The 25,700-nt window shown below is 67.7% G+C and carries 21 protein-coding genes; 7 read left to right on the top strand and 14 right to left on the bottom strand.

Going from position 1 to position 25,700, the window contains the following annotated elements:
• Positions 1-104 precede the first annotated feature (104 nt).
• Together htpX and LDO14_RS15010 are read right to left on the bottom strand one after the other, a co-directional pair.
• The gene (gene htpX, locus LDO14_RS15005; RefSeq protein ID WP_018769039.1) at positions 105-971 is read right to left on the bottom strand and encodes a zinc metalloprotease HtpX; all 867 of its coding nucleotides are present in this window, start codon (positions 969-971) and stop codon (positions 105-107) included.
• 29 nt (positions 972-1,000) lie between these two features.
• Complete coding sequence (locus tag LDO14_RS15010; RefSeq protein WP_026265730.1) at positions 1,001-2,272, bottom strand: MFS transporter; 1,272 nt, start codon at positions 2,270-2,272, stop codon at positions 1,001-1,003.
• 81 nt (positions 2,273-2,353) lie between these two features.
• On the opposite strand from LDO14_RS15010, the gene LDO14_RS15015 reads away from it, so the two are divergent.
• From LDO14_RS15015 to LDO14_RS15025, 3 genes are all read left to right on the top strand, one after another.
• Positions 2,354-2,839: a Fur family transcriptional regulator gene (locus tag LDO14_RS15015; protein WP_018769037.1), complete on the top strand. Its 486-nt coding sequence runs from the start codon at positions 2,354-2,356 to the stop codon at positions 2,837-2,839.
• Between the two features lie 7 nt (positions 2,840-2,846).
• Positions 2,847-4,343 carry a catalase gene (locus LDO14_RS15020; RefSeq protein ID WP_018769036.1) on the top strand — a complete coding sequence of 499 codons (1,497 nt, stop codon included), beginning with the start codon at positions 2,847-2,849 and terminating at the stop codon, positions 4,341-4,343.
• Between the two features lie 137 nt (positions 4,344-4,480).
• The gene (locus LDO14_RS15025; protein ID WP_018769035.1) at positions 4,481-5,116 is read left to right on the top strand and encodes a DUF2461 domain-containing protein; all 636 of its coding nucleotides are present in this window, start codon (positions 4,481-4,483) and stop codon (positions 5,114-5,116) included.
• Positions 5,117-5,192: 76 nt separating this feature from the next.
• On the opposite strand, the gene LDO14_RS15030 is transcribed toward LDO14_RS15025, so the two are convergent.
• The 9 genes from LDO14_RS15030 to LDO14_RS15075 form a co-directional block, all read right to left on the bottom strand.
• Positions 5,193-6,755 (bottom strand): amino acid permease, encoded by a 1,563-nt coding sequence (locus LDO14_RS15030; RefSeq protein WP_018769034.1) that lies wholly within the window; start codon positions 6,753-6,755, stop codon positions 5,193-5,195.
• Positions 6,756-6,931: 176 nt separating this feature from the next.
• A complete protein-coding gene (locus tag LDO14_RS15035) occupies positions 6,932-7,339 on the bottom strand; it encodes a DUF779 domain-containing protein (protein WP_026265729.1) in 408 nt (135 codons plus the stop codon).
• Positions 7,339-8,361 (bottom strand): alcohol dehydrogenase AdhP, encoded by a 1,023-nt coding sequence (adhP, locus tag LDO14_RS15040; protein ID WP_026265728.1) that lies wholly within the window; start codon positions 8,359-8,361, stop codon positions 7,339-7,341. The genes LDO14_RS15035 and adhP overlap by 1 nt, the downstream gene beginning before the upstream one ends.
• A 43-nt stretch (positions 8,362-8,404) precedes the next feature.
• The gene (locus LDO14_RS15045; protein ID WP_018769031.1) at positions 8,405-9,928 is read right to left on the bottom strand and encodes an aldehyde dehydrogenase family protein; all 1,524 of its coding nucleotides are present in this window, start codon (positions 9,926-9,928) and stop codon (positions 8,405-8,407) included.
• Between the two features lie 124 nt (positions 9,929-10,052).
• A complete protein-coding gene (locus LDO14_RS15050) occupies positions 10,053-11,414 on the bottom strand; it encodes a helix-turn-helix domain-containing protein (RefSeq protein WP_018769030.1) in 1,362 nt (453 codons plus the stop codon).
• Between the two features lie 33 nt (positions 11,415-11,447).
• Positions 11,448-12,719, bottom strand: coding sequence for a nucleotide disphospho-sugar-binding domain-containing protein (locus tag LDO14_RS15055; RefSeq protein ID WP_018769029.1), 1,272 nt, complete (start codon positions 12,717-12,719; stop codon positions 11,448-11,450).
• On the bottom strand, positions 12,719-13,324 hold the full coding sequence (locus LDO14_RS15060; protein WP_081620186.1) for a TetR/AcrR family transcriptional regulator: 606 nt from the start codon (positions 13,322-13,324) through the stop codon (positions 12,719-12,721). The genes LDO14_RS15055 and LDO14_RS15060 overlap by 1 nt, the downstream gene beginning before the upstream one ends.
• A gap of 411 nt (positions 13,325-13,735) precedes the next feature.
• Complete coding sequence (locus LDO14_RS15070; protein ID WP_018769026.1) at positions 13,736-15,163, bottom strand: FAD-dependent oxidoreductase; 1,428 nt, start codon at positions 15,161-15,163, stop codon at positions 13,736-13,738.
• Positions 15,164-15,238: 75 nt separating this feature from the next.
• Positions 15,239-16,234, bottom strand: coding sequence for a DNA topoisomerase IB (locus tag LDO14_RS15075; protein ID WP_134164166.1), 996 nt, complete (start codon positions 16,232-16,234; stop codon positions 15,239-15,241).
• A 119-nt stretch (positions 16,235-16,353) separates the two neighbouring features.
• On the opposite strand from LDO14_RS15075, the gene rarD reads away from it, so the two are divergent.
• Positions 16,354-17,358 carry an EamA family transporter RarD gene (rarD, locus tag LDO14_RS15080; RefSeq protein WP_018769024.1) on the top strand — a complete coding sequence of 335 codons (1,005 nt, stop codon included), beginning with the start codon at positions 16,354-16,356 and terminating at the stop codon, positions 17,356-17,358.
• Between the two features lie 78 nt (positions 17,359-17,436).
• On the opposite strand, the gene gabT is transcribed toward rarD, so the two are convergent.
• Both gabT and LDO14_RS15090 read right to left on the bottom strand, forming a co-directional pair.
• On the bottom strand, positions 17,437-18,807 hold the full coding sequence (gene gabT, locus LDO14_RS15085) for a 4-aminobutyrate--2-oxoglutarate transaminase (protein WP_018769023.1): 1,371 nt from the start codon (positions 18,805-18,807) through the stop codon (positions 17,437-17,439).
• Between the two features lie 37 nt (positions 18,808-18,844).
• Positions 18,845-20,275 carry an aminobutyraldehyde dehydrogenase gene (locus LDO14_RS15090; RefSeq protein WP_056393178.1) on the bottom strand — a complete coding sequence of 477 codons (1,431 nt, stop codon included), beginning with the start codon at positions 20,273-20,275 and terminating at the stop codon, positions 18,845-18,847.
• Between the two features lie 168 nt (positions 20,276-20,443).
• On the opposite strand from LDO14_RS15090, the gene LDO14_RS15095 reads away from it, so the two are divergent.
• Positions 20,444-21,880 carry a PucR family transcriptional regulator gene (locus LDO14_RS15095; RefSeq protein WP_018769021.1) on the top strand — a complete coding sequence of 479 codons (1,437 nt, stop codon included), beginning with the start codon at positions 20,444-20,446 and terminating at the stop codon, positions 21,878-21,880.
• 43 nt (positions 21,881-21,923) lie between these two features.
• On the opposite strand, the gene LDO14_RS15100 is transcribed toward LDO14_RS15095, so the two are convergent.
• Entirely contained in the window at positions 21,924-23,519 is a 1,596-nt protein-coding gene (locus tag LDO14_RS15100; RefSeq protein WP_223992366.1) for a CYTH and CHAD domain-containing protein, read from the bottom strand.
• 214 nt (positions 23,520-23,733) lie between these two features.
• Here LDO14_RS15100 and LDO14_RS15105 point away from each other — a divergent pair, with 214 nt between their 5' ends.
• Both LDO14_RS15105 and LDO14_RS15110 read left to right on the top strand, forming a co-directional pair.
• Positions 23,734-24,957, top strand: a complete 1,224-nt coding sequence (locus LDO14_RS15105; RefSeq protein WP_223995266.1) for an MFS transporter — start codon at positions 23,734-23,736, stop codon at positions 24,955-24,957.
• Between the two features lie 4 nt (positions 24,958-24,961).
• Positions 24,962-25,642, top strand: a complete 681-nt coding sequence (locus tag LDO14_RS15110; RefSeq protein ID WP_018769018.1) for a FadR/GntR family transcriptional regulator — start codon at positions 24,962-24,964, stop codon at positions 25,640-25,642.
• The last annotated feature ends 58 nt before the right edge of the window (positions 25,643-25,700 follow it).

The following is a 25,700-nucleotide window of genomic DNA, read 5'->3' on the forward strand; positions in this document are numbered from 1 at the left end:
CAAGGAATCTGCGCAGCGAAAATGAAGGTGCGCGTCGCCGGCGAAGGCGCAGGTCGCTGCTGAAGGCAGGGCGTCGGCAGACAGGTCCGACGGCGGGCAACCGGCTACGTCTGCCGGCCGGCCATCCGCTCCAGCCGGGCGATCCGGTCCCGCATGGGCGGGTGGGTGGCGAACAGCTTGTTCATGGCGCCGCCGCGGAAGGGGTTGGCGATCATGAGGTGGGAGGCGTTGACCAGCCGCTGGTCCTGCGGCAGGGGCGCGATGGTGACGCCGCGTTCGATCTTGGCCAGTGCCGAGGCGAGCGCCAGCGGATCGCCCGTGAGCTGCGAACCGTCCTCGTCGGCGTCGTACTCCCTGGTGCGGGAGATGGCCATCTGGATCAGCGACGCCGCGAACGGCGCCAGCAGTGCCATGGCGATCATGGCCAGGGGGTTGGCGTTGCGCCGGTCACCGCCGCCAAAGAACAGCAGCATCTGCCCCACGGACGTGATGACGCCCGCGACGGCGGCAGCCACGGATGAGGTGAGGATGTCCCGGTTGTAGACGTGCATCAGTTCGTGTCCCAGGACGCCGCGGAGTTCACGGGCGTCCAGGAGCTGGAGGATGCCCTCGGTGCAGCAGACCGCGGCATTTTGCGGATTGCGTCCGGTGGCGAACGCGTTGGGGTTCATGGTGGGCGACACATAGATGCGCGGCATGGGCTGGTTGGCGCGCATCGAAAGCTCGCGGACAATCTGGTAGAGCTGCGGCGCCTGGGCTTCGGAGACCGGGATGGCCTGCATGGCCCGGATGGCAATCTTGTCGCTGTTCCAGTACCCGTAGAAGGTGGTGCCGACGCCGATCAGGGCCATGATCCAGATGGGGGCCGAGCTGCGTGTCCCCACGCCGATGAGCCCGCCAAGGCCCAGCAGCACCGCCCACAGCACCCCGAACAGTGCCGCGGTCTTCAGTCCGTTGTGATGGTTATGCACGTTTCCTCCTCGTTAAAAGGAACGGCCGGCTAGGGAACCGGGTTCCGCGCATCGTACGTCCGGAAGCCCGGCTGCAGTTTCGCCGCCAGCAAGGCCCCCGCAATACACAGCGCACCGCCGAGCAGCAGGACCCAGCCCTCATTCAAAATCTTAGTCGCGCCACCCGCCAGCAGGTCCCCGATTCGAGGGCCGCCGGCCACCACCACGATGAACACGCCCTGCAGCCGGCCGCGGAGGTGGTCAGGGGCCGCGGCCTGCAGGATGGTGTTGCGGTAGACGCTGCTGATGGAGTCGGCAATGCCTGCAAGGACACAGCAGACGGCGGCGGGCAGGAGCCACAGGGTCACCGCCCCGGCCGGCGCGGGACCGGCCAGCAGCACCACCAGGCCGAACGCCCCGATGGACGCGCCCCAGCCCATCACCGAAACGACGACGGCGGTCCCCTGGCGGCGCACGCTGCCCAGCGGACCGGAGAACAAGCCGGCCAGGAAGGCCCCGACGGCGGTGCAGGCCAGCAGGATGCCCACGGTTGCCTCGCCGCCGCCGATCATGAGGGCCGCGACTGCGGGCAGCAGCGCCCGCGGCTGGGCAAGGACCATGGCGATGAGGTCGATGATGAAGGTCATGCGGAGGTTGGGCCGCGTGCCAAGGAACCGGAACCCCTCGATGACGGAGCGGATCCCCGCCTTGCTGTGTCCACCGGTGGGCGGCATGGGTGGCAGCCGGTAGACAGCCCATAGGACGAAGGCAAAGCTCACGAAGTCGATGGTGTAGGTCCAGCCGAACCCGAGCCACGCCACCAGGAGGCCGGCCAGCAGCGGCCCCGCGGTCATGGCAAGGCCCAGGGTCAGCATGCTCAGCGCGTTGGCGGCCGGCAGGAGTTCCTTGCGGATGAGCGTGGGGATGATGGCGCTGCGTGCCGGCTGGTTGATGGCCTGGGCCCCGCTTTGCAGTGCCACCAGCAGGTACAGCACCCACACGTTGCCGAGCTGCACCCAGGCCTGCAGTGCGATCAGGCCGGTGGTCAGCCAGAGCACGGTGGTGGCCAGCAGGGCAATCCGCCTGCGGTCGTGGGCGTCGGCGATGGAGCCGCCCATCAGGCCACCGATCACGAGGGGAACCAGCGCGAAGATGCCCAGCAGGCCCACGTAGAAGCTGTCCTGCGTCAGGCGGTACACCTCGAGGCTCACTGCCACCAGGGTGAGCTGGCTGCCGACGGCGGACACCGCCGATCCGAGCCACAACCGGCGGAATGCCGGGCTTTCCCTGAGCGGTGTGACATCGGCAAGCAGTTTCCCCACCCCCGTAACACTAGCGGGCGACACGGGAAGGTAAGCCACGCCTTATTGTGAGTTGCTAAAAATAAGTGTTTCAATGGAGCCATGATGGAGCACTTTGACGGCCAGGAAGCGTGGGCTGCAGCCCTGCGCGCCCACGGCCGCAGGGTGACCAAGCAGCGGCTGGCCGTCCTTGCCGCCGTCGAACGCCACCCCCACTCGCCTGCCGAAAGCATCCTTGCCGCCGCCCGGGCCGAGCTGCCCGAACTGACGGCCCAGTCCGTCTATGTAGTCCTCGGCGACCTGACGGACCTGCACATGCTGCGCCGCTTCGAGCCGCCGCACTCCCCTGCCCTGTATGAGACGCGTGTGGGCGACAACCACCACCACGCCATCTGCATCAGCTGCGGCCGGGTGGAGGACGTGGACTGCGCCGTCGGCCACGCCCCCTGCCTCACGCCGCACTGGAACCCGGACGCCAAGCCCATGACCATCCAGATCGCGGACGTCATGTACCAGGGCATCTGCCAGGAATGCCAGCAGGCCCAGCAACTTCCTCCCCACAGTCCCTCGCAAGAAAAAGAGAAATAGGAGAACAATGACTGCCGTTTCCACAACCCAGTCAGGCGCGCCGGTTACATCCGACGCTCACTCGAAGTCAGTTGGTGCCGATGGTGCCATCATCCTGACCGACCACTACCTCGTTGAAAAGCTCGCGCAGTTCAACCGCGAGCGGGTTCCGGAGCGCGTAGTGCACGCCAAGGGCGGCGGCGCATTCGGCACGTTCAAGACCACCGAAGACATCTCCAAGTACACCAAGGCCGCGTTCCTGCAGCCCGGCGTCGAGACCGAGATGCTGATCCGCTTCTCCTCCGTCGCGGGCGAGAACGGCTCCCCGGACACCTGGCGCGACCCCCGCGGTTTCGCCGTGAAGTTCTACACCACCGAGGGCAACTACGACCTCGTGGGCAACAACACCCCCGTCTTCTTCATCCGCGACGGCATCAAATTCCCGGACTTCATCCACTCCCAGAAGCGCCTGCCGGGCACGCACCTCCGCGACGCCGACATGCAGTGGGACTTCTGGACCCTGTCCCCCGAGTCCGCCCACCAGGTCACCTGGCTCATGGGTGACCGCGGCCTGCCGGCCTCCTGGCGCGAAATGCAGGGCTACGGCTCGCACACCTACCAGTGGATTAACGAAGCCGGTGAGCGCTTCTGGGTCAAGTACCACTTCAAGTCCAACCAGGGCGTGAACTCCATGAGCTCCGAGCAGGCCGAACAGCTGGCCGGCTCTGACGCGGACTTCTACATCCGCGACCTGTCCGAGAACATCGCCGCGGGCAACTTCCCGTCCTGGGACCTGCACGTGCAGGTCATGCCGTACGAGGATGCCAAGACCTACCGCTTCAACCCGTTCGACCTGACCAAGGTGTGGCCGCACGGCGACTACCCGCTGATCAAGGTGGGCACCATGGAGCTGAACCGGAACCCGGAGAACTACTTCGCGCAGATCGAGCAGGCCACCTTCGCGCCGTCGAACTTCGTGCCGGGCATCGCCGCCTCGCCGGACAAGATGCTGCAGGCCCGCATCTTCTCCTACGCGGACGCACACCGCTACCGCGTGGGCACCAACCACGCGCAGATCCCGGTGAACCAGCCCAAGAACCAGGTCAACAACTACAGCCAGGACGGTGCCGGACGTTACCTGTTCAACGCCCCCTCCGTTCCGGTCTACGCACCCAACTCCGTGGGCGGCCCGGCTGCCGTTGAGCCGCAGAACCCGGCCGGCGGCTGGGAGAACGACGGCGAGCTGACCCTTGCCGCGCACTCCCTCCACGCCGAGGACAGCGACTTCGTCCAGGCCGGCGCGCTGTACCGCGAGGTCTACGACGAGGCAGCAAAGGCCCGCTTCCTGGAGACCATCACCGGTGCCGTGGGCGGCGTCCAGAGCCCGGGCATCAAGGAACGCGCCATCCAGTACTGGACCAACGTTGATGCCGAACTCGGCGCCAAGCTGCGCGCCAACCTCGGCGCAGGGGATGCCCCCTCCGCTCCGGCCTCGGATGCAGAGTCCGCCAACAAGATCGGCTGACCAGGCTTCCTGCCGGCTGAACCGAAAGAACACCCCGTCACGGGCCTCCGTGGCGGGGTGTTCTGCAGTCGGGCCGCTTTTGCACATACGGCGGCGTAGACCTGGCTGGTTGCGGGCGGCAGCCCTACGCTCCGTAGATGAACACTTTCGCAGGCATCCCCGTCGAAGCTTTCCGCTTCTACGCACAGCTGGAGGACAACAACAACCGCGACTGGTGGCTGGCACACAAGGCAACGTACGAGGAATCAGTCAAGGCACCACTCACCCTCCTGCTCTCCGAGCTGGAACCCGAGTTCGGACCGGCCAAGCTTTTCCGCCCCAACCGCGACGTCCGCTTCTCACTGGACAAGTCGCCCTACAAAACTGCCCAGGGAGCATTCGCTGCGCGCCAGGAAGGCGTGGGTTTCTATCTCCAAATCAATGCTGACGGGCTGTTGATCGGTGGGGGCTACCACTCCCACACTCCCGCCCAGCTGGCACGGTTCCGCGCGGCCGCCGACGCTTCCGCCAGCGGCGCCGCCCTGCAGGACATTGTTGATGCCGTGGCCGGCGCCGGTTTTGCCATCGAGGGCGAGACGCTGAAAACCGTCCCGCGGGGATTCGACAAAGACCATCCCCGCGCCGAACTGCTCAAGCACAAATCGCTCTCCGCCGGAGTCGAGGTGGGCCGGCCGGAGTGGGTCTCCACACCCGCAGCGAAGGAGCGGATCGCGGAACGGTGGCGGCAGCTCCGGCCGCTCGTGGAATGGGTGGGCCGGTACGCGGCGCCCTGAAACGCGGCTGCCGGAAATGCGGCTGCCCGCCCGGCACAGGCCGGGCGGGCAGTTCAGGAGGAGTGGTCGCGGGCCGTCAGGTGCGGCTCAGCTCATCCTCGTCGTCCCGTTCGGCGGCGGGGGCTGCAGCGGAACCCGCGGCGCCGTTGACGCTGGCGTTGGCCTCGGCGAAGCGCTCGTTGAGCCGGGAGTGCCGCTGTCCGTACGCGAAGTAGATCGCCAGGCCAATGACCAGCCAGACGGCAAAGAAGATCCAGGTCTCCACGGCGAGGTTGGTCATCAGGTACAGGCACAGCACCGCGGAGACAACCGGCAGTACCTTGCCGAACGGGACGCGGAAGGCGGGCTTCAAGTCCGGGCGCTTCCTGCGGAGCACCAGGATGCCCAGGCTGACCACCACGAACGCGGACAGCGTGCCGATGTTGATCATTTCCTCGAGCAGGTCCACGTTGGTCAGGCCTGCCACCAGGGCAACTGCGGCGCCGCAGATGATCTGGAGGCGCGCCGGGGTGGAACGCTTGTCGCTGGTCTTGGACAGCGACCGGGGCAGCAGTCCGTCGCGGCTCATGGCCAGCACCACGCGGGACAGGCCCATGAGGAGCACCATGATCACGGTGGTCAGGCCCACCAGGGAACCGAAGGCGATGACCTTGGCAGCGGACGTGTCGCCCACGGCCTCGAAGGCAGTGGTGAGGGTGGGGCTCTTGGCCTCGGCCAGCTGGGTGTAGGACACCATGCCGGTCAGGGCCAGGGACACGAGGATGTAGAGCAGCGTCACCAGGGCCAGGCCGCCAAAGATGCCGCGGGGCAGCGTCTTCTGCGGGTTCTTGACTTCCTCGGCGGAGGTGGCCACCACGTCGAATCCGATGAAGGCGAAGAACACCAGTGCGGCCCCGGCGAAGATGCCCATGGTGCCGTACTGGGCGGGCGCGGCACCGGTCAGGAAGCCGAAGAAGGACTGCTTCAGGACGTCCGCGGCGCCGGTGCCTGCCGTGGGCTGGGCGGCGGGAACGAACGGGCTGTAGTTCTCCAGCTTCACGTAGGTGAAGCCCACCACGATCACGAACAGCACCACGCCGATCTTGATCAGGGTGAAGATGTTTCCCACGCGGGCGGACAGCTTGGTGCCCAGCACCAGCAGCACGGTGAAGATGGCCACGATCAGGAAGGCGCCCCAGTAGAGGTCCACGCCGCCCAGCGAGAGGGCCGGCGGGATGTCGAGGCCCGTGAGGGCAAACACCTTGCTGAGGTAGATGCCCCAGTACTTGGCGATGACGGCGGCGGCCGTGAACAGCTCGAGGATCAGGTTCCAGCCGATGATCCAGGCAAGGAGTTCGCCCATGGTGGCGTAGGTGAAGACGTAGGCCGATCCGGCCACGGGGATGGCGGTGGCGAACTCGGCGTAGCACATGATGGCCAGCGCGCACGTGACGGCGGCGATGGCGAAGGAGACGGTGACGGCGGGGCCCGCGAAGTTGGCAGCGGCCTTGGCGCCCACCGAGAAGATACCGGCGCCCACAGCAACGGCGACGCCCATGATCATGAGGTCCCAGGTGCTGAGGGAACGCTTGAGTTTGCGCCCTGGCTCATCGGCGTCGGCAATCGACTGCTCGATGGATTTTGTCCGCAGAAGATTCATAAGGGGGGTCACAATCCTGGTTTGTGATGGAAACAGACCTATCAACGATAGTGTCCATCCACTGGACGGCCCCAATCGTCCCGAATAGTGAGACGGCCTCTGCGCCGAATATTCTTCCGCCAACGCACTCGGGGCCCTCCTAATGGAGAGCCCCGAGGCGTAAAGCGTCGAACTTGCTAGGCAGGCCAGTCCATCAGCGTTGACCGGATCAGGAAGCGTTTGCCCTCCGGCGCTTCCACCGAAAAGCCGCTCCCCCGGCCCGGTACAACGTCCACGGTCAGGTGGGTGTGGCTCCAGTAATTGAACTGTTCCCGGGACATCCAGAACTCCAGCGGAAGTGGCTGCAGGCCGTCGGACAGGTCGAACAGCCCCAGCAGGACGTCCGAGTCCCCCGTGATGAAGTCCCCTGCCGGGTAACACATGGGTGAGGACCCGTCGCAGCAGCCTCCGGACTGGTGGAACATGAGCGGTCCGTGCCGGTCCCAGAGCATCCGCAGCAGGTCCACGGCCGCCGGCGTGAGCGCCACCCGGGAAAAGTCTTCCCCGGGCAGCGTCACGGCGGCGTCCATCCCGTGGTCCGGCATCAGAACCTCAGCACCACGCGGCCGTCGATCTTGGCGTGCTTCATCTCATCGAAGACGGCGTTGACCTCGGAGAGCTCCCGGACGGACACTGTGGGGCGGATCTTTCCCCTGGCGTAGAAATCCAGCGCTTCCTCAAGGTCCTGCCGGGTTCCGACGATGGAACCGCGGACCGTCAGCCCCTTGAGCACGATGTCGAAGATCGGCGCCGGAAAGTCCCCCGGAGGCAGTCCATTGAACACGATGGTGCCGCCCCTGCGGGCCATGCCAATGGCCTGTCCGAATGCTGACGGATGCACCGCCGTAACCAGCACCCCATGGCACCCTCCTGTTTCACGCTGGATCACCTCTACCGGATCTTCATGCAGCGCGTTGACGGTCACTTCCGCTCCGTGGGTCCTGGCCAGGGCCAACTTGTCGTCCGCGACGTCCACGGCGGCCACCCGCAGGCCCATGGCGACGGCGTACTGGACGGCGATGTGCCCCAGCCCTCCGATGCCGGAGATGGTGACCCACTGCCCCGGCCGGGTCTCGGTCATCTTCAGGCCCTTGTAGACGGTGACGCCGGCACAGAGTACCGGCGCCACCTCGACGGGGTCGGATCCCGCCGGTATGCGCGCCGCGAAGCGTGAGTCCACGAGCATGTACTCCCCGAAGGACCCGTCCACCGTGTAGCCGCCGTTCTGCTGGGCCTCGCAGAGGGTCTCCCAGCCGGTGCGGCAGTACTGGCAGTCACCGCAGGCGGACCACAGCCAGGCGTTGCCCACCACGTCTCCGATGCGGAGGTCGGTGACGCCTTCACCCAGTGCCACCACCTCCCCCACGCCCTCGTGGCCGGGAACGAACGGCGGGGCGGGTTTGACCGGCCAGTCCCCTTCTGCTGCGTGGAGGTCGGTGTGGCATACGCCGGTGGTCAAGACTTTGACCAGTGCCTGGCCGGGCCCGGGTACCGGCATGGCGACGTCCTGGACGGACAGGTCGGCACCGAATTTGGTTACTACTGCTGCTTGCATTGTCGTCGTCATTGGCGAAATCCTTGCGTCGTTGTGGCGGGGGGGTAGTGCTGGCCTAGAAGAAGCCCAGCTTGTTTTCGTCGTAGCTGACCAGCAGGTTCTTGGTCTGCTGGTAGTGGTCCAGCATCATGGCGTGGTTTTCACGGCCGATGCCCGAGGACTTGTAGCCACCGAAGGCGGCACCCGCCGGGTAGGCGTGGTAGTTGTTGACCCAGACACGGCCGGCCTGGATTTCCCGGCCGGCGCGGTAGGCCACGTTGCCGTTGCGGGACCAGACACCGGCGCCCAGCCCGTAGAGGGTGTCGTTGGCGATGCCCATGGCGTCGTTGTAGTCGCTGAACTTGGTCACCGCCACCACGGGCCCGAAGATCTCCTCCTGGAAGATCCGCATCCGGTTGTGGCCCTCAAACACGGTGGGCTGGACGTAGAAGCCACCCGCCAAATCGCCCGGGAGTTCGGCGCGGGCGCCGCCGGTGAGGATCCTGGCGCCTTCCTGCTTTCCGATGTCAATGTAGGACAGGATCTTCTCCAACTGGTCGTTGGAGGCCTGTGCACCAACCTGCGTATCGGTGTCCAGCGGGTTGCCCTGGACCATCTTTTCCACCCGGGCCACGGCGTCCGCCATGAAGGAGTCGTAGATGTCCTCCTGGACCAGCGCCCGGGACGGGCAGGTGCAGACTTCGCCCTGGTTGAAGGCGAACAGCGCGAAACCTTCCTGGGCCTTGTCGTAGAACGCGTCGTTCTCCTGGGCAACGTCGTTGAAGAAGATGTTGGGGCTCTTGCCGCCCAGTTCCAGGGTGACGGGGATGAGGTTCTGGCTGGCGTACTGGCTGATCAGCCGGCCGGTGGTGGTCTCGCCGGTGAACGCGATCTTCCGGATCCGGGAGCTGGAGGCCAGCGGCTTGCCGGCCTCCACGCCGAAGCCGTTGACCACGTTCAGCACGCCGGCGGGCAGCAGGTCCCCGATGAGTTCCACCAGCACCAGGATGGAGCTTGGCGTCTGTTCGGCGGGCTTGAGCACCACCGTGTTTCCGGCGGCGAGCGCGGGTGCCAGCTTCCAGACGGCCATGAGGATGGGGAAGTTCCAGGGAATGATCTGGCCCACCACGCCGAGCGGTTCGTGGAAGTGGTATGCGGTGGTGTTCTCGTCCAGCTGGGAGAGGCTGCCTTCCTGGGCACGGACGGCTGAGGCGAAGTAGCGGAAGTGGTCCGCCGCCAGCGGCAGGTCCGCGTTCAGGGTCTCCCGGACCGGCTTGCCGTTGTCCCAGGTTTCGGCGACGGCGAGCATTTCCAGGTTTTCGTCGATGCGGTCGGCGATCCTGTTCAGGATTGCGGCACGTTCCGCTGCTGAGGTCTTTCCCCAGGACGGTGCCGCCTTGTGCGCCGCGTCCAGCGCCAGTTCGATGTCTTCGGCCGTGCCGCGGGCCACCTGGCAGAACGCCTTGCCCGTCACCGGAGTGATGTTGTCGAAGTATTGCCCCTTCACGGGGGCCACCCATTCCCCGCCGATCCAGTTTTCGTACCGGTCCTTGAAGGTGACCTTCGAACCGTCGGTTCCCGGCTGTGCGTAAACGGTCATGTGCTTAGCTCCTTTGCTGTGCAGAAGGCGGGCCCCAGGGGCCGTTCGCCGTTGGAGACAGCGTAGGAGTTGGCAGGTTGCAGCCAGGTTGCAGGCCTGTGGCCGGTGTCACAGGGGGGCGTTGTCAGGCGCGCAGTTCGGCTTCCAGCCGTTCCAGGTCGGCCACGACGGCGGCCCGCTTGGGTGAGCGCGGCGGCAGGAGGCGGAGCGCGGCGCGGCGGATTCCGACGTCGTCACTTGCCTCGGGAAGCGCGGCGTACTTGAGCAGGGACTCGGCACTTCCATCCGTGAGGACGGCCTCCCGGAGCAGGGACGAGACCCTGTTCCTCAGCTCGATGATGCCGGGCGCCTCGGAGCGCGGGAGCACGCCGCCACGGTAAATCTCCAGGGCAATCCGGTGTGCACCGCGCTGCAGGCAACTAAGCACCTGGCCGGTGTCCGGCACCAGGTCGACAGGCAGCCGGTAGGGGCGCGAGCCGGGAACAGCGTCCGGGGAAAGCTGTTGGATGACCTTGCGCAGGCGGACCATCTCGGCGCGCAGCGTCATGGTAGGGCCGTCCCCGGGATACAGCAGGGCGCTGAGTTCCTCCGCGGTGAGCCCGTCCGGGTGGGTGCTGAGCAGGGCCAGGATCTCGCTGTGCCGGGCGGACAGCGAAACCGTCCTGCCGCCCAGGCTGAGCAGCGCCTGGTCGCGGCCCAGCAGCTGCAGGCTGTTCCGGTAGAGGCTGCCTTCCTTGGCACCCTGGCCCTGCCTGGCGGCGGACGCCGGGGACCGCCGTCGTACGGGCTTCCTGGCCAGCTCCGCCGCGCGCTGCAGGCGCTCCACCCGCAGCTGCGCCTGCGCGGCCGCCACGGTGGCCTCCACCAGCGACAGCGTATGCGGCGCCACCGCGGTGGCTGTCCCGGTGATGTCCACGACGCCCAGCACGGCGCCTGAATCGGGGTCGTGGAAGGGGACGGCGGTGCAGCTCCAGGGATGGACGGCCCGCTGGTAGTGCTCGGCGCCGGCGATCTGGATCCCCTTGCCCAGGGCCAGGGCCGTTCCCGGGGCACTGGTGCCAACACTGGCCTCGGACCAGTCGGCACCGGGGACGAACATCATGCCTTCGGCGCGGCGCTGGAGCGTGGGGTCGCCGTCCACCCACAGGAGCCTGCCCACCTCATCGCCTACGGCCACCAGGAGGCCGCTGTCATGGCTGGGCTGGACCAGGAGTTTGTTGATGACCGGCATGATCGCTGCAAGGGGGTGCTGCCGGCGGTAGTCCTCCAGCTCGTCCCAGTCGAAGGCAAGCGGCGCGGCCGCATTGTCAGGATTGGCTTTGAAGCCGGCGGACCGTAGCCACGATTCCCTGATGAGTTTGCGCAGGCCGGGGATTTCGGGCGTGGCATCGCCCAGGCCCGGCATCTCTGGAATGGCACCGTCCAGGCGCTCGTGACCTGCCAGCGCGGCGCGCTGTCGCGGTTCAGGCTGGAGCAGGTTCGTCATCAAACTCCCGGAAAGTGCAGGCTTCTGGCGCGGCTAGTCTAGCCGTACCAGTTCCTCCAGCGCATCCACCCCTGCCACTGCTCCACCCGCGGCAGCGTAGCCCTCCGCAACCCGCCGCGCCCCCGGCGCCTTGGTCCGGGCCTGGTGGACGGCGGCGCGGAGCCTTTCCGGGGTGAGGTGCTTCCGGCTCAGCCGCACCCCGGCGTCGGCGGCCACCACCCTCGCCGCCACCTCGTGCTGGTCCCTGCCGAACGGAACCACCACCACGGGCACCCCTTTGGCGAGCGCCTTCTGCGTCGCCCCCATGCCGCCGTGCGTGATGGCGACGGCGGCGCGGTCAAGGACGGGACCGTGCGGCACGAAGTGTTCCAGCCGGGCATTGGCCGGGACGGACGCAAAGGCTTCGGCGCCGGATGCCCGGTGCGCCCCGGCGGACCCGGTGTCCGCTGCCGGCAGGGTGGCCACCACGGTGAAGGGTTCAGCGGCCAGGCCGGCCAGCGCCGCCCGTACCAGGGCTTCGTCGGCCTGGTATTCGGAGGATGTGGTCACCAGGACCACGGGGTCCTGGCCATCCCCGAGCCAGGAGGGAGGCTCCGCGGGCGGTTCCCAGCCGAGCGCGCCGATCATCCGCACGTCCGGCCCCCAGTCCGGATGGGGATACTCGAACGGCTGCGACGTGGCCACAAGCATCAGCGGCGCGGTGCGGAACATCTCGTCCGCACCGCTGACGGGTAGCAGTTGGCCGGCGGACAGCTCCGCCCGCAGCGCGTTGATGTGCGGCAGCATCAGCTTTTCCACGGCGCCGGTCACCAGGCGGCGGGCCAGTGCATCACGGGCCCTCCCCAGCGGGCCGGACATGGGGGCAAGCCCGGGTCCGAACGGCGGCGTTCCCCTCGACTGGAGCGGCGGGGTGTAGGGGCTGAAAGTGGCCCACGGCAGCCCCGAGGATTCGGCCTGGATGCGGGCTCCCCAGGCGTTGATGTCGATGAGCAGCAGGTCCGGGCGAACGTCATCAATGGCCTGCTGCAGGTCCGGGGCGTCGAACCGGGCGCGGGCCGTGAAGGTCTCCACGCTGGAAGCCAGGGCCGCCTTCGCGTTGTTGGCGCGGTAGTCAGTGGCCTCGACCGCAAGTATCCGGTCATCCACCGGTCCGGCATGGAACCCCGCCTCCATGAGCAGCGGGACCTGCCGGCGCAGGGTACGGACGTGGACACCATGCCCGCGGACCTTCAGCTCCTGGAGCAGCGGGACCATGGGGAAAAGGTGGCCGATGGCGGGAGAGGTGTAGGCAAGGACGGTGGACATCAGGGCCTCCGGATGAAGGGTTCCAGCATTTCGAGCAGGCAGTGGGCCACGTGGTCGCGGCTGAGCCCGGCATCGAGGCGCAGCAGCTTCCAGGTGTAGACGTCGCAGAGGGCGACGAACTGGGCAAGGCGGCGCTTCCGCTCTACCCCGTCCGGCAGGAAGTCATCTGCCAGGAAGGGCGCGAAGACGCGTTCGCACCACTGCCGGTGGAGCTGCCGGCCGCCTTCGGTGATCTCTGCGAGGACAGGGGACGTTTCCTCCTCGGCCAGCATCTTCAGGGCCAGGGCGCCGGTGGTTTCGTAGTGTTCCAGGAGATTGTCGACGGCGGCGGGTACGTCGCCGGGAGGAGCGGCACCGCGCTGGCCGGCAACCTGCGCTGACGCGAATTCCGCCGTGGCGTGGATCAGGCCCGGGCGGTCGCCGAAGCGGCGGATGACGGTCTGGACGGTCACCCCGGCCCGTTCAGCAACGGCATTCAGCGTCACGCCGGCGAGCGGCCCCTCCATGAAGAGGTCCAGCGTTGCCTGCAGGATCCGGCGCCCGGTTGCGGCGGCAGAGGCCGCACGCTTCCGGGAGTCGTAGGCACGGGTTCCCGCCATATTCATGTTAATCAGACTAACTTGAATACGGCTCTGCGGCCAGAGGTCACCGGGCCAGGTTTACAACCAGGGCCCGCCCGACCCATCAGATGCCCCCTTCACGGCCAGCGCCTCCAGCTGCCCGTCCGCGCTTCCAACAAGCAGTGAGAGGCGGCTGCGAACGTGGGAGGCCTGCTCTTTGGGGGTTTTCGCCTCTCCCAGAGGGCGCAGCCACAGTGCAATGTTCACGTATTACTGCAGTCCATACTGCGATTTCTGCAATTCGGCCACAGTGATCACGTCATCGGTGTCGCGGTACCAGGATCCGCTGTGCTTCGAGAATCCCGCACCTTCATGAAGCCGTCAAAAGTGGTTTGAATGACGTTCCTGCTGATGGCCCTCCCTAAGTAACCACCTGCTGGCGGAGTGCGGCCGGAGTCAGCCGCGGGAGATGCGGATCATGTCCTCGCGCGGCACCACTTTGATCCGTTCGCGCACCACGTGGTCCAGGCCTTCGGGTCCGGTCCAAGCGGCCCCGAGTCCAGCCTCATGGGCGTCGAGCTTGTTCCACCCTTCCCAGGTGGTGTATTCGATACCGCGTTCCTCGAGCAAGTCGATGATGGCCTGGGGATCCGGGTTTTGTGCAGCGGGGAGGTTCGGCCGGTCCTCCAGCAGGAAGCCGATGGTCTCCAGCGCATCGCCCTTGGTGTGGCCGATGAGCCCGACGGGTCCGCGCTTGATCCAGCCCGTGGTGTAGATGCCCGGGACGGGGTTCCCGTCGGCATCCAGGACGCGTCCGCCCTCATTGGGGATGACGCCGCGCTTGGCGTCGTACTCCAGTTCGTCCAGGGCGGAGCCGTGATAGCCGATGGCCCGGTAGACAGCCTGGACGTTGTATTCGACGTACTCCCCGGTGCCCTTGGCGTTGCCGGTCCCGTCCAGCTGCATGCGCTCAAACTTGATGCCGCCCACCCTGCCCGTGCCGTCGTCGAGCACTTCCACGGGGCTGTGCAGGAAGTGCAGGTGCAGCCTGCGGGAGGAGGGGCTCTCCGACTCCGCGTGCTCCTCAACCAGCCAATTGGTGAGCGTGTTCACCATGGTCTTGACCTGGTTGTTGCTGCGGATGGCCTCATCCGAGGCCTCGTCGAATTCAAAGTCCTCCGGATACAGGACGATGTCCACGTCGTCCATATGGCTGAGCTCGCGCAGTTCCAGCGGGGTGAATTTAACCTGGGCCGGTCCGCGGCGGCCGAAAACGTGGACGTCCGTGACGGGCGAGGACTTCAGGCCCTGGTAGACGTTGTCCGGAATCTCGGTACTCAGCAGCTCCTCGGGGTGCTTGACCAGCATGCGGGCCACATCCAGGGCCACGTTGCCGTTGCCGATGACGGCGATTTCCCTGGCCTCGAGCGGCCATTCCCGGGGAACATCGGGGTGCCCGTCGTACCAGGACACGAAGTCGGCGCCGCCGAAGGAACCCTGGAGGTTGATGCCGGGAATGTCCAGGTCCGCGTCCTTCACGGCGCCCGTGGAAAAGATCACGGCATCATAGAAGGCCCGGAAATCGTGCAGGGTAAGGTCCCGGCCGTAGGTCACGTTGCCCAGGAACCGGATGTCCCCGCGGTCCAGGACCTTGTGCAGGGCGTTCACGATGCCCTTGATGCGGGGGTGGTCCGGGGCCACACCGTAACGGATCAGTCCGTAGGGCGCGGGGTAGGCCTCGAAGAGGTCGATGCTGACCTGGAAGTCGCCGTCCTTCACCCCGCTGGACTTGGTGAGGATGTCCGCAGCATAGACTCCTGCCGGTCCTGCGCCGACGATGGCGACGCGGAGGGGACGGTTGGCGGTTTCGCTCTTGTTGGACACCGGGAGCCCTTCTGAACTGGTCCTGCTCACGTTTCATGAGACTGCGCCGCGTCATGCAGCGCACAGTCCCCCATTCTAGTTGGCGGCCAGGGCCACCACCTTGCCTTCGCGGTACAGGAGTGCCCGGAGTTCGGCCTCCGCCGAGTCCAGGCGCTTTGGATCGATGGTTTCGCCGTCATGGAAGTGGTCCAGGACGCGGGGGTCCACGTAGCTCTTCCGGGCGATGGAGGGTGTGTTGCCCAGCGTCTCCGCGGCCTCGTGCATGGCCCGGCTGATGGCCCGTTTCCGTTTGGCCGCCGTGCGCTGGGGGCCGGTCCGGGCAAGGCTTGCCGCCGCGGCCACCGTCCCGCGAAGGGTGCGGAAATCCTTGGCGGTGAAGTCCGATCCGGTCCGCTCCTTCACGTAGGCGTTGATGTCCGCGCTGGTGACCGGACGCCAGGTCCTGCCCTCCTTGTAGGCCAGGAGCCGGGCGTTGGGCCCGCGGCGCTTGAGGAGGCGCAGCACGACGGCGAGGTCCGGGTCGCGGATCTCCGATTCCCAGTCCTTGCCGCTCTTGCCCGGGAAGCGCAGCAGGATGCGGTCCTTGCGGACCTGGACGTGGGCGCACAGCAGGGTGGCCAGGCCCCGGCTGCCGTTTTCATTGGTGTAGCGTTCGGACCCCACGCGCAGGGATCCGCTGTCCAGCATCCGGAACGCGGCCGCCAGGACCCGCTCGCGCGTGAAGCCATCGCTGCGCAGGTCCATGGTGACCATGCGGCGTGCCGCGGGCAGCGATTCGGCCAACTGGAGGGACCGGTCGAACTTCACCCGATCCTTACGCTCACGCCACTCCGGGTGGTAGATGTACTGGCGACGGCCCACCGCGTCCACCCCGGTGGCCTGGATGTGGCCGTTCTCAAACGGGGCAATCCAGACGTCCGTCCACGCGGGCGGGATGCCGATGCTCTCCAGCCGGTCACGGACGGGACCGGGCGGCAGGGTGGAGCCGTCCAGGTCCCGGTAACTGAAGCCTTTGCCTGCCGGTACCCTGCGGTAGCCGCGGCCCGAGGCGTTGCTGCGCCGGAGCCTCATGGGGCCGGCTGCGGGGTACGGGCACATGTCATGAAAGAAAGCCTACTGACTATTTTCGGGTTTTCCCGCCTGCGTCCCGGAATACCTGCCCGCGGGCTGCTGTTATGGAAAGCGTGCCCATGCCAGAAGGAACCCCCGTAGCCACCTCCCCCACGTCACGCTCCACGGCAGGTGATGCGGTGCCCGCGGGTCCCAAGGCAGTCGCCGGGGATTCGACGGCGGGAATGCTGTTCGGCATCGGCGCGTACGTTTTGTGGGGGCTGCTCCCGCTGTACTTCTTCATCCTGATGCCGGCCGGCGCCGTCGAGATCGTGGCCAACCGCGTGGTGTGGTCGCTCCTGTTCTGCGCCCTCCTGATCACGGTCACCCGGGCGTGGGGTGTGCTGGCTGCCGCGCTGAAGGACCGCCGCGTGTTTGGTTCCCTGGCGCTGGCTGCTTTCCTGATCGCCATCAACTGGCTGACCTATACCTACGGCGTGACCACCGGGCAGGCGGTGGAAACGTCACTGGGCTACTTCATCAACCCGCTGGTCTCGGTGCTCCTCGGCGTGCTGGTCCTGAAGGAAAAGCTGCGTCCGCTCCAGTGGGCCGCGGTGGGCGTGGGCTTCGTGGCCGTGGGCGTCCTCACCTACTCCTACGGGAAGTTGCCGTGGATTGCGCTGACGCTGGCGTTCAGCTTCGGCCTGTATGGCTTCGTCAAGAACCGGGTGGGGTCGAGGGTGGACGCCATCACCAGCCTCAGCGTGGAGACCATGGTGCTGGCACCGCTGGCCGCCGTGGCGATGGTGGTCCTGGCCGCGAACGGCAGCTCCACGCTGACTTCCCAGGGGCCCGGGCACTTCTGGCTGCTGCTGGCGTCCGGCGTGATCACCGCCGTTCCGCTGCTCTTCTTCGGCGCCTCCGCGCGGCGGCTGCCCATGACGACTATCGGGCTGCTGCAGTACTTTGCCCCCGTGCTGCAGTTCCTGGTGGCGCTGCTGGTGTTCCGGGAGGCCATGACCGTGGAGCGCTGGATGGGGTTCGGGGTGGTGTGGCTGGCACTGCTCCTGCTGACCCTGGACATGCTGCGGACGGCGCGCAGGAACTCGGTGGCCCGCCGGGCAGCGCTCCGCCAGGCGGCCTAGAAAGCGTCCGATGACAAAGAAGGTGGGCTCCCCACCGGGAGCCCACCTTCTTTGCGTTGCCGGAGGGAGTCGTTCCGGTTAGGCGTTGGCCTTGATGGCGGCGGCGAGGACATCCAGGCCGTCGTTCAGCAGTTCGTCGGTGATGACCAGCGGCGGCAGCAGGCGGATGACGTTGCCGTAGGTGCCGCAGGTGAGGATGATGACGCCTTCCTTGAGGCAGGCGGCGGCAACAGCCTTGGTCAGTTCCGGGTTCGGCTCCTTGGACCCTGCCTGGACAAGTTCGACGGCGAGCATGGCGCCGCGGCCGCGGACGTCGCCGATCACGGCGGTGCCGGAGCCGGCCAGTTCAGTCTGCAGGCCGCGGAGCCGGCCCAGCGCGAGTTCCTCGATGTGGCGGGCACGGCCGTTCAGGTCGTACTCCTCCATGGAGCCGATGGAGGCCAGCGCCGCGGCGCAGGCCACCGGGTTGCCGCCGTAGGTGCCGCCCAGGCCGCCGGGGTGGACGGCGTCCAGCAGGTCGGCGCGGCCGGTGATGGCGGACAGCGGCATGCCGCCGGCGATGCCCTTGGCCATGGTGATGATGTCCGGGACGACGCCCTCGTGGTTCACTGCGAACCATTCGCCCGTGCGGCAGAAGCCGGACTGGACCTCGTCCGCGATGAAGACGATGCCCTTTTCCTTGGCCCAGGCGGCCAGCGCGGGCAGGAACCCCTCGGCGGGAACGATGAAGCCGCCCTCGCCCTGGATGGGCTCGATGATGATCGCGGCCACCTGGTCGCCGCCGATCTGCTTCTCGATCATGGTGATGGCACGCTTGGCGGCCTCGGCACCGGTGATGGAGGGGTTTTCCTCGCGGTACGGGTAGCTCATGGGCATGCGGTAGACCTCGGGAGCGAACGGTCCGAAGTTGGTCTTGTACGGCATGGCCTTGGCGGTCAGCGCCATGGTCAGGTTGGTGCGGCCGTGGTAGGCGTGGTCAAAGGCGACGACGGCGTCCCGGCCGGTTGCCAGGCGGGCCACCTTGACGGCGTTTTCCACTGCTTCCGCGCCGGAGTTGAAGAGGACGGTGCGCTTTTCGTGGTCGCCCGGGGTGAGGCGGTTCAGCTGCTCGGCGACCGCCACGTAGCCTTCGTACGGGGTGACCATGAAACAGGTGTGGGTGAAGTGCTCCACCGCTTCCTTGACGGCGCCGACGACGGCGGGATCGGACGCTCCCACGCTGGTCACGGCGATGCCCGAGCCGAGGTCGATGAAGGAGTTGCCGTCGACGTCGTGGATGATGCCGCCGTCGGCGTCTGCAACGTAGACCGGGACGCTGGAGGCGACGCCGGCAGCCACCACGGACTTGCGGCGTTCGGTCAGTGCCACGGACTTGGGGCCCGGGAAGTCGGCCTGGACGTTGCGCTTCTGCTCCAGGCGGTAGGTGATGTCTGATGCGGTGGTGGTCATGGGAAGGCCTTTCTTTGAAGCCTGGCGGTGGGTGGTTTTACGCGTCGAGGGCGGACATCACGTGCTTGATGCGCGTGTAGTCCTCCACGCCGTACATGGAGAGGTCCTTGCCGTAGCCGGACTGCTTGAAGCCGCCGTGCGGCATTTCGGCGGTGAGCAGGATGTGGGTGTTGATCCAGACGGCGCCGAAGTCCAGGTCGCGGCTCAGCCGCATGGCGGTGCCGTGGTTGGTGGTCCAGACACTGGAGGCCAGGGCGTAGTCCACGTCATTGGCCATGGCCACTGCCTCTTCTTCGGTGCTGAACTTCTGCACCGTGATGACCGGGCCGAAGGTTTCCTTCTGCACCACGTCGTCGGTCTGCTTTGCTCCGGTGATGATGGTGGGTTCGAAGAAGTAGCCCTTCTCCCCCGCGCGGTGGCCGCCGGTTTCGATCCGGCAGTTGGCCGGCAGGTTCTCCACCACCGACGTGACGGCGTTGAAGTGGTTCACGTTGTTCAGGGGGCCGAAGTAGTTGTCTTCGTCGTTCTGCGAGCCGGTGTGCAGGGTCCTGGTGTGCTCCACCATGGCGGCCACGACGTCGTCGTGCACGGACTCCTCCACCAGCACGCGGGTGATGGCGGTGCAGTCCTGGCCGGCGTTGAAGAAGGCGAACTCGGCGATGGCCGCGGCGCTCTTCTTGATGTCGGCGTCCTTGAACACGATGGCCGGGGCTTTGCCGCCGAGCTCCAGGTGCGCACGCTTCAGGCCCTTTGCGGCACCGGAGGCAACGGCGATGCCGGCGCGCACGGAACCGGTGATGGACACCAGGCCGGGGACCTTGTGCTCCACCATCATGGCGCCTGTTTCGCCGGTGCCGAGCACCACGTTCAGCACGCCGGCCGGGAAGATGCCGCCGGCCAGGCGTGCCAGGACCAGGGTTGATTCGGGGGTGGTGTCCGACGGTTTCAGGACCACGGTGTTGCCGGCCGCGAGCGCGGGGCCGATCTTCCAGATGGCCATCAGGAACGGGTAGTTCCAGGGCGCCACCTGGGCCACCACGCCGATGGGTTCGCGGCGGACGTAGGAGGTGTGGCCCTCGAAGTACTCGCCCGCGGACTTGCCTTCCATGATGCGGGCGGCGCCGGCGAAGAAGCGGAGCTGGTCGGCGCCGGCAGCCACTTCCTCGGAGGCGATCAGGGAGCGGACCTGGCCGGTGTTGCGGTGCTGGGCTTCGACGAGCTCGTCGCTGTTGGCCTCAATGGCGTCGGCGAGCTTGAGCAGCATCAGCTGGCGCTGGCCCGGGGTGACATGCTTCCAGGTCCTGAAGGCGTCCTTGGCAGCTGCCATGGCGGCATCGACGTCCGCCTGCACGGAAACGGGGGCCTGCGCCACCACGTCGCCGTTGGTGGGGTTGACCACGTCCAGCAGGGTGGTGCCGGCGGGGGTGACGAACTTCCCGTTGATGAAGTTCTGCAAGGTTTGGACCACGGTGTGCAACCTCTTTCGTAAGGGCCATCGGCGGCCGGGCGGAGACCACGACGGATGGATGGAACTGCCTTGAGCCTATGCCAGCGCCCAAGCGGGGTGAATAGCCACCTGCACACCCTTGCCAAAGAGGTTTAGTGCGGTTGCCCAGCTCACGTTTATCCTTGCTTCATGGCCATTTCCCTTGCTGCCCTGGTGGGCGTGTCCTCCCTGAAGCTGTCCAAGGCGGGCGTGGCGGAGACTACCTGGAACCAGGACATCAACTGGGTTGCCGTCACGGAGCTGGAGGATCCCCAGCGGTTCCTCAACGGCGGCGAGCTGGTCCTCACCACCGGCCTGCGGCTGCGTTCCGCCCCTGAGCAGCGCCGTTTTGTCCGCCAGGTGCAGCGCGCCGGCGCGGTGGGCATCGGTTTCGGCGTGGGCCTTTCGCATGAGGCGGTGCCGCCGGCCCTCCTGGCGGAGGCCAACCGCTGGGGCCTGCCCGTGGTGGAGGTGCCGTACGAGACTCCCTTCATTGCCATCACCAAGCTGGTGGCGGACGCCCAGTCGGCGGACCACTACGCCAAGCTGGAACGGCTGATCGCAGGGCACCAGGTGCTGGCGCGGGCGCTGCTGACCGGCGGCGGACTTTCCGAGCTGTTGAAGAACCTGGGGGGCATGCTGCGTACAGACATCGCGCTCACGCAGTTCACCGCGCAGCTGTACAACAGCAGCACCGCCAGCCCGTCGGCGGAGACCTGGTCCAGCTATCCCGTCCCTACCGGGCGGCGCGATGCGTGCACGCTGTGGGTGCGCCAGCCGTTCGAGGACACAGGGATCATTGGCTACGCGCAGAACCTGATCAGCGTGGAGCTGAACAACATGGTCAAGCAGCGGCAGGCCCAGCGTGCCCTCTGCGGCCAGGTGCTGGAGGACGTGATCCACGGCGCGCTGGAGACCAGCGAGGCGCAGCGCCGCCTGGCCGGCGTGGGCGTGAACAGCACCCGCAAGAACGTGGTGCTGCTCGCTGTTTCGGCCGCCCATGGCAAGGCCCTGGGGAGCACCTCGGTGCCGCTGGAACTGGAAAAGGCCGTTGCCGCCGTCGTGGGCAAGGACCTGGTACTGGTGGTCAATGACGACGGCGGGACGGCGCCGGCGCTGGCACGGAAGCTCAGCGACCACCTCGCCGAAGCCGGGATCCACGCCACGATCGGCATCGGCGGGGCGTACACCAAGCCGAACGGCCTGCGCTGGAGCTACTTCGAGGCCCGGGACGCCGCCAGCCACGGCCTGCCCGTCAACGAACCCGAGCGGCTCAGCCTGACGTCGCTGCTGCTGGCCAGCGAGGATGTGCCGCTGGCGGATATGGCCCACGAATCACTGAACCCCCTGCGGTCCTTCGATGCCGCACACGGCTCTGAGCTGATGGCCACGCTGGAGAGCTACCTGAACAACAACGGCTCGGTGGCCGCGGTGGCGGAGGAGCTCACGCTGCACCGCAACACCGTCCGCTACCGGCTGGCCCAGATCACCGAACTGACGGGGTACGACCCCGCCGTCACCGCCGACCGGGTGCAGCTGTGGCTCGCCCTGGCCGTGGCCCGGTTGTCGGCCCGCCAGGGCAGGTAGGCAGGGAGGCGGAAAAGGGGGCCGGCAGCGCCCTGCTGCCGGATCAGATGACGCCGTGCCCCAACAGGTCGCGGGATTTCTTCCAGGCCTTCCGGAAGCCGGCCCGGGCTGCCAGCATCCGTTCTTCCTGCCGGCTGAGCAGGTGGGCATAGATGCCTGCGGCGGCCGCGTCGGTGTTGTCGGCGGCGACACCGGCAAGCAGGTCGCGGGCCACTGCGGCGTCCTGGAAGCTGCCCAGGATCCTTTGCTGCCGGCGGGCGGCCTTTGCCACCTTGCCCGCACGCTTGCCATGTACCAGCGCGGCTGATTCGGCCACGTGGCGCAGCCGCTTGGCGTCCTTGCGGACACGGTGGAGGGCAAGTTCCTGTTCCCTGCCGCGCCGTGCCCCCTTGGCAGCCTTGCGTGAGCGGCGCAGCCGTTTGGCGGCCTTGTCCACCGCCTTTGCCGCCGCCCGCCGGCCGGGCGTAACCGCTTCGGCCCGCACCGGTGGGTTGTCCCGGAAGTCCTCGAGCTTGTCCAGGAGCCGGAAGTAGCGCTCCGTTCCCAGGGCTTCGCGCAGGAGCCGGTACGCGTCGTCGTAATCGGCAACCGTGCGCTGTTCCAGGCCTGCCGTTGCTCCCGCAACACCGTCCCCGGGCGGCAGCCCGGCCAGCTCTCCGCGGAGCTGCTCCCGCAGGACTTCAGCGTCACGCGGCCGGCCCAGCAGCTGGCCCAGCCACTTCAGCTCGCTCCGCAGCTTGCGCACCGGCGACGCCCGGTACAGCCTCCCGTAGGCGCCCAGGACCGAGCGGATCCGGCGCGTTGCCGAGCGCATGGCATGGACCGCCTCCGGCTCCTCGCCCCGGACAGCGGCATCGGTGGCAAGGATCTGCTCAATCTGCGCCCCCACGTACACGGTGACGACGGCGGCTGCGGGGGCACGCTTTCCGGCCAGCAGCGCCGGGCTGCCTTCGTCGCCGGCGGGGCCGGCGGCGTCCCCGCCGCCGGGGGACCGCGTTCCGGCCGCCTTGCCCGGCCCCAGTGCGCGGGCCAGCTTGGAGGCGTGGCCTGCGGGGCGGGCGCCGGCAGCGGCAAGCAGTTCCTCCACCGGGCCAAAGAGGCCTGGGTCGCCGTGGACCAGTTCCAGTTCCCACTCGCGCCACTGCTGCCGGGTGGCTGCGCCCCCCTCCTGCAGCCGTTCGGCGGTGACCTGGTCGTCGGCGAGGTCGGCGAGGTGCACGCCGTCGTCACCGTACAGGGGGTAGGTGGTGCGCCGCGTGTGCAGTCGGACCACCGGCACCGGGACGGCACCCCGGAGGTAGGCATGCAGGTGGGTGAGCAGGGCGTCCGGGACCACGTCCGGGCGGCCCAGGGGTGCGTGCAGTTCCGTGCGTTGCTGCGGGCCTTCCCCGGCTGCGGCGGCGGCCTGGGGTGGCAGCTTCAGGTGCCACCCGGCGTCCTTCCCGCCCGTGCGCCGGCGGAGGGTGATGCGCCGGGCGGCGAGGGAATGCTTTGGCGTGTCGAAGTAGACCGCTTCAAGGAGATCGGTATGCGGCTTGCCCGTGCGGGCCACCCCTGCCGCCTGCTCCAATGCGGGCACTGCGGCGCCAGTGTCGACGTCGTATTTTTTCTCGATCTCGAGTCCCCGGGAAGCCTCCACAGCCGTCCTTCCGCACCACCTGGTCCGCGCCAGGCCCTCCGACAGTCCGTTGGCAGTCTATTGCAGCGGCGCCGGACCGGGAGAGGTTGGCCACAAAAGCGCAAACATCAAACGTCTAACCTTTAGGATGGAGGGTATGTCCGCCACTCCCCCCGCTTCCCCGCCCGCAAGCATCCAGGCGCCCACCGCAGCCCCCGCCGCGCCGGCACCCGGCATGGCGCCTGCCAAGCCACGCTCCGCCGTCGTGTTCGGTGTCATTGCGTTGGTGCTGATCGGGCTGAACCTCCGCGCGGGCATCACCGGGGCGTCAGCCCTGCTGCACGACCTCCAGTCGGTACTGGGCTACGGGGCGTTGGTGGCGGCCATCATTCCGTCGATTCCCACACTCTGCTTCGCGGTGGCCGGCGCCGCGACGTCCTGGCTCAGCGGCAAGGTGGGTGTGGAGAAAGCCATCCTGCTGTCGCTGGCCCTGCTGGCCGGCGGCCTGTTGCTGCGCGGCATCCCCGCCACCGGCATGCTCGTGGCCGGCAGTGTGGTGGGCATGTCCGGACTGGCCATCTGCAACGTGGCCATGCCGTCCTTCATCCGCGAGCACTTCGCCTCCCGCACCTCGCTCATGACCGCCGTCTACACCGTGACCATGACCACCGGCGGCACCCTGACCTCCGTCCTGGTCGTACCCCTGGCCCAAGCCCTCGGATCCCCGTCCGCCGCGGTGGGCGCCGTCGGCATCGCTGCCGTGGCCGCCTTCCTGGGGTTCCTGCCCGTGGCACTGCACGCGCACCGCAACGCCGCCCCGGCCACGGGCCTGCGCGTGTCCCCCTGGCCGCTGTTGCGGACCCGCAAAGGTCAACTCCTCACCGCGATCTTCGCCCTTCAGGCCCTGCTCGCGTACGCCCTGCTCAGCTGGTTTCCCTACATGCTCACCACCATGGGCCTGAGCGCCTCGGACAGCGGACTGATGTTCGGGCTCATGCAGCTGGTCTCCGTTCCGGCGGGCATGGTGCTGATCGCCATCGGCTCCCGCCCGCGGATGCTGCGCCCGGCGTTCTACCTGGTGAGCATCACCATGGCCGTGGGAATCCTGGCGCTCCTGGTCCTCCCCGTGGGGCTGGCGGCCGTGCCCGCCGTCCTGCTGGGCTTTGGCCTGGGCATCTTCCCGCTGGTGATGGTCATGATCAGCCGCAGCGGCACCAGCACCGCCGAAACCACTGCACTGTCCACGCTGGCCCAGTCGTCGGGTTACCTGCTGGCCACGGTGGGCCCGTTCGGCATGGGCCTGCTGCACAGCGCCACGGGCGGCTGGATCCTGCCGCTGGTGCTGCTGCTGGCACTGGCCCTGGTACAGATTGTGGTATCCCACCTGATTACCGGCCGCGCCATGACCGGAAAGCCCGCAGGGGCAGCTCCGGTCCGGGCTGCGGACGGAAGGAAGTAACGCCATGTCCCTGAGCCCGTCAGTCCGGCCGCCGCTCGCCGCCGAAGTCACGGCCAAGCTGCGCGGGATGGTCCACTCCGGCGAGTGGGCCCTGAACCAGCGCATCCCGCCCGAACCGGAACTCATGGCCCGGCTCGGCGTCTCCCGCGGGACCCTCCGTGAAGCGGTCAAGGCCCTTGCCCACGGCGGCATGCTGGAGGTCCGGCGCGGGGACGGCACCTATGTGCGCGCCACAAGCGAGATGTCCGGCGCCGCGCAGCGGATGTACCAGGACCACACCGAGCAGCACATCCTTGAGGTGCGGCTGGGCCTGGACACCCAGGCGGCCCGGCTGGCCGCCCGCAATGCCACGGACGACGACGTCACGGCCCTGCGTGCCCTGCTCGCCAGCCGGGACCAGGCCTGGAACAACGGGGACGTCGACGCCTGGGCGGACGCCGACTGGCACTTCCACGAAGGCATCGCCCGGGCGTCCGGGAACCCGCTGCTGCACGAGCTCTACGCCAGCTTCGGAACCGCGTTCCACCAGGATCTCCTCAAGCAGCAGCGCCGGCCCGGCTTCAACGGGCTTCCGCGGGACGGCCACGAGACGCTGCTCGCTGCGATCGAGCGGCGGGATGAAGACGCTGCCGTCGCCACGGTGAACCGGAACCTGAACTCCTGCGCGGAGTGGCTGGCCGAGTAGTCCCGGCGGCACACCCTGCGGGGAAGGGCCCGCTCCGGGGTTTCCGCACCCCCAAACC

Source organism: Arthrobacter sp. NicSoilB11 (assembly GCF_019977375.1).
Classification (GTDB): domain Bacteria; phylum Actinomycetota; class Actinomycetes; order Actinomycetales; family Micrococcaceae; genus Arthrobacter.

Bases quoted from the DNA above. Each gene is read 5' to 3' on its own strand.
- LDO14_RS15075 (WP_134164166.1), bottom strand. From the start codon at position 16,234: ATGAGGCTCCGGCGCAGCAACGCCTCGGGCCGCGGCTACCGCAGGGTA.
- LDO14_RS15020 (WP_018769036.1), top strand. From the start codon at position 2,847: ATGACTGCCGTTTCCACAACCCAGTCAGGCGCGCCGGTTACATCCGAC.
- LDO14_RS15095 (WP_018769021.1), top strand. From the start codon at position 20,444: ATGGCCATTTCCCTTGCTGCCCTGGTGGGCGTGTCCTCCCTGAAGCTG.
- LDO14_RS15035 (WP_026265729.1), bottom strand. From the start codon at position 7,339: ATGCCGGACCACGGGATGGACGCCGCCGTGACGCTGCCCGGGGAAGAC.
- LDO14_RS15105 (WP_223995266.1), top strand. From the start codon at position 23,734: ATGGCGCCTGCCAAGCCACGCTCCGCCGTCGTGTTCGGTGTCATTGCG.
- LDO14_RS15050 (WP_018769030.1), bottom strand. From the start codon at position 11,414: ATGACGAACCTGCTCCAGCCTGAACCGCGACAGCGCGCCGCGCTGGCA.
- LDO14_RS15055 (WP_018769029.1), bottom strand. From the start codon at position 12,719: ATGTCCACCGTCCTTGCCTACACCTCTCCCGCCATCGGCCACCTTTTC.
- LDO14_RS15015 (WP_018769037.1), top strand. From the start codon at position 2,354: ATGATGGAGCACTTTGACGGCCAGGAAGCGTGGGCTGCAGCCCTGCGC.
- gabT (WP_018769023.1), bottom strand. From the start codon at position 18,807: ATGACCACCACCGCATCAGACATCACCTACCGCCTGGAGCAGAAGCGC.
- rarD (WP_018769024.1), top strand. From the start codon at position 16,354: ATGCCAGAAGGAACCCCCGTAGCCACCTCCCCCACGTCACGCTCCACG.
- adhP (WP_026265728.1), bottom strand. From the start codon at position 8,361: ATGACGACGACAATGCAAGCAGCAGTAGTAACCAAATTCGGTGCCGAC.
- LDO14_RS15030 (WP_018769034.1), bottom strand. From the start codon at position 6,755: ATGAATCTTCTGCGGACAAAATCCATCGAGCAGTCGATTGCCGACGCC.
- LDO14_RS15110 (WP_018769018.1), top strand. From the start codon at position 24,962: ATGTCCCTGAGCCCGTCAGTCCGGCCGCCGCTCGCCGCCGAAGTCACG.
- LDO14_RS15025 (WP_018769035.1), top strand. From the start codon at position 4,481: ATGAACACTTTCGCAGGCATCCCCGTCGAAGCTTTCCGCTTCTACGCA.
- LDO14_RS15045 (WP_018769031.1), bottom strand. From the start codon at position 9,928: ATGACCGTTTACGCACAGCCGGGAACCGACGGTTCGAAGGTCACCTTC.
- LDO14_RS15060 (WP_081620186.1), bottom strand. From the start codon at position 13,324: ATGAATATGGCGGGAACCCGTGCCTACGACTCCCGGAAGCGTGCGGCC.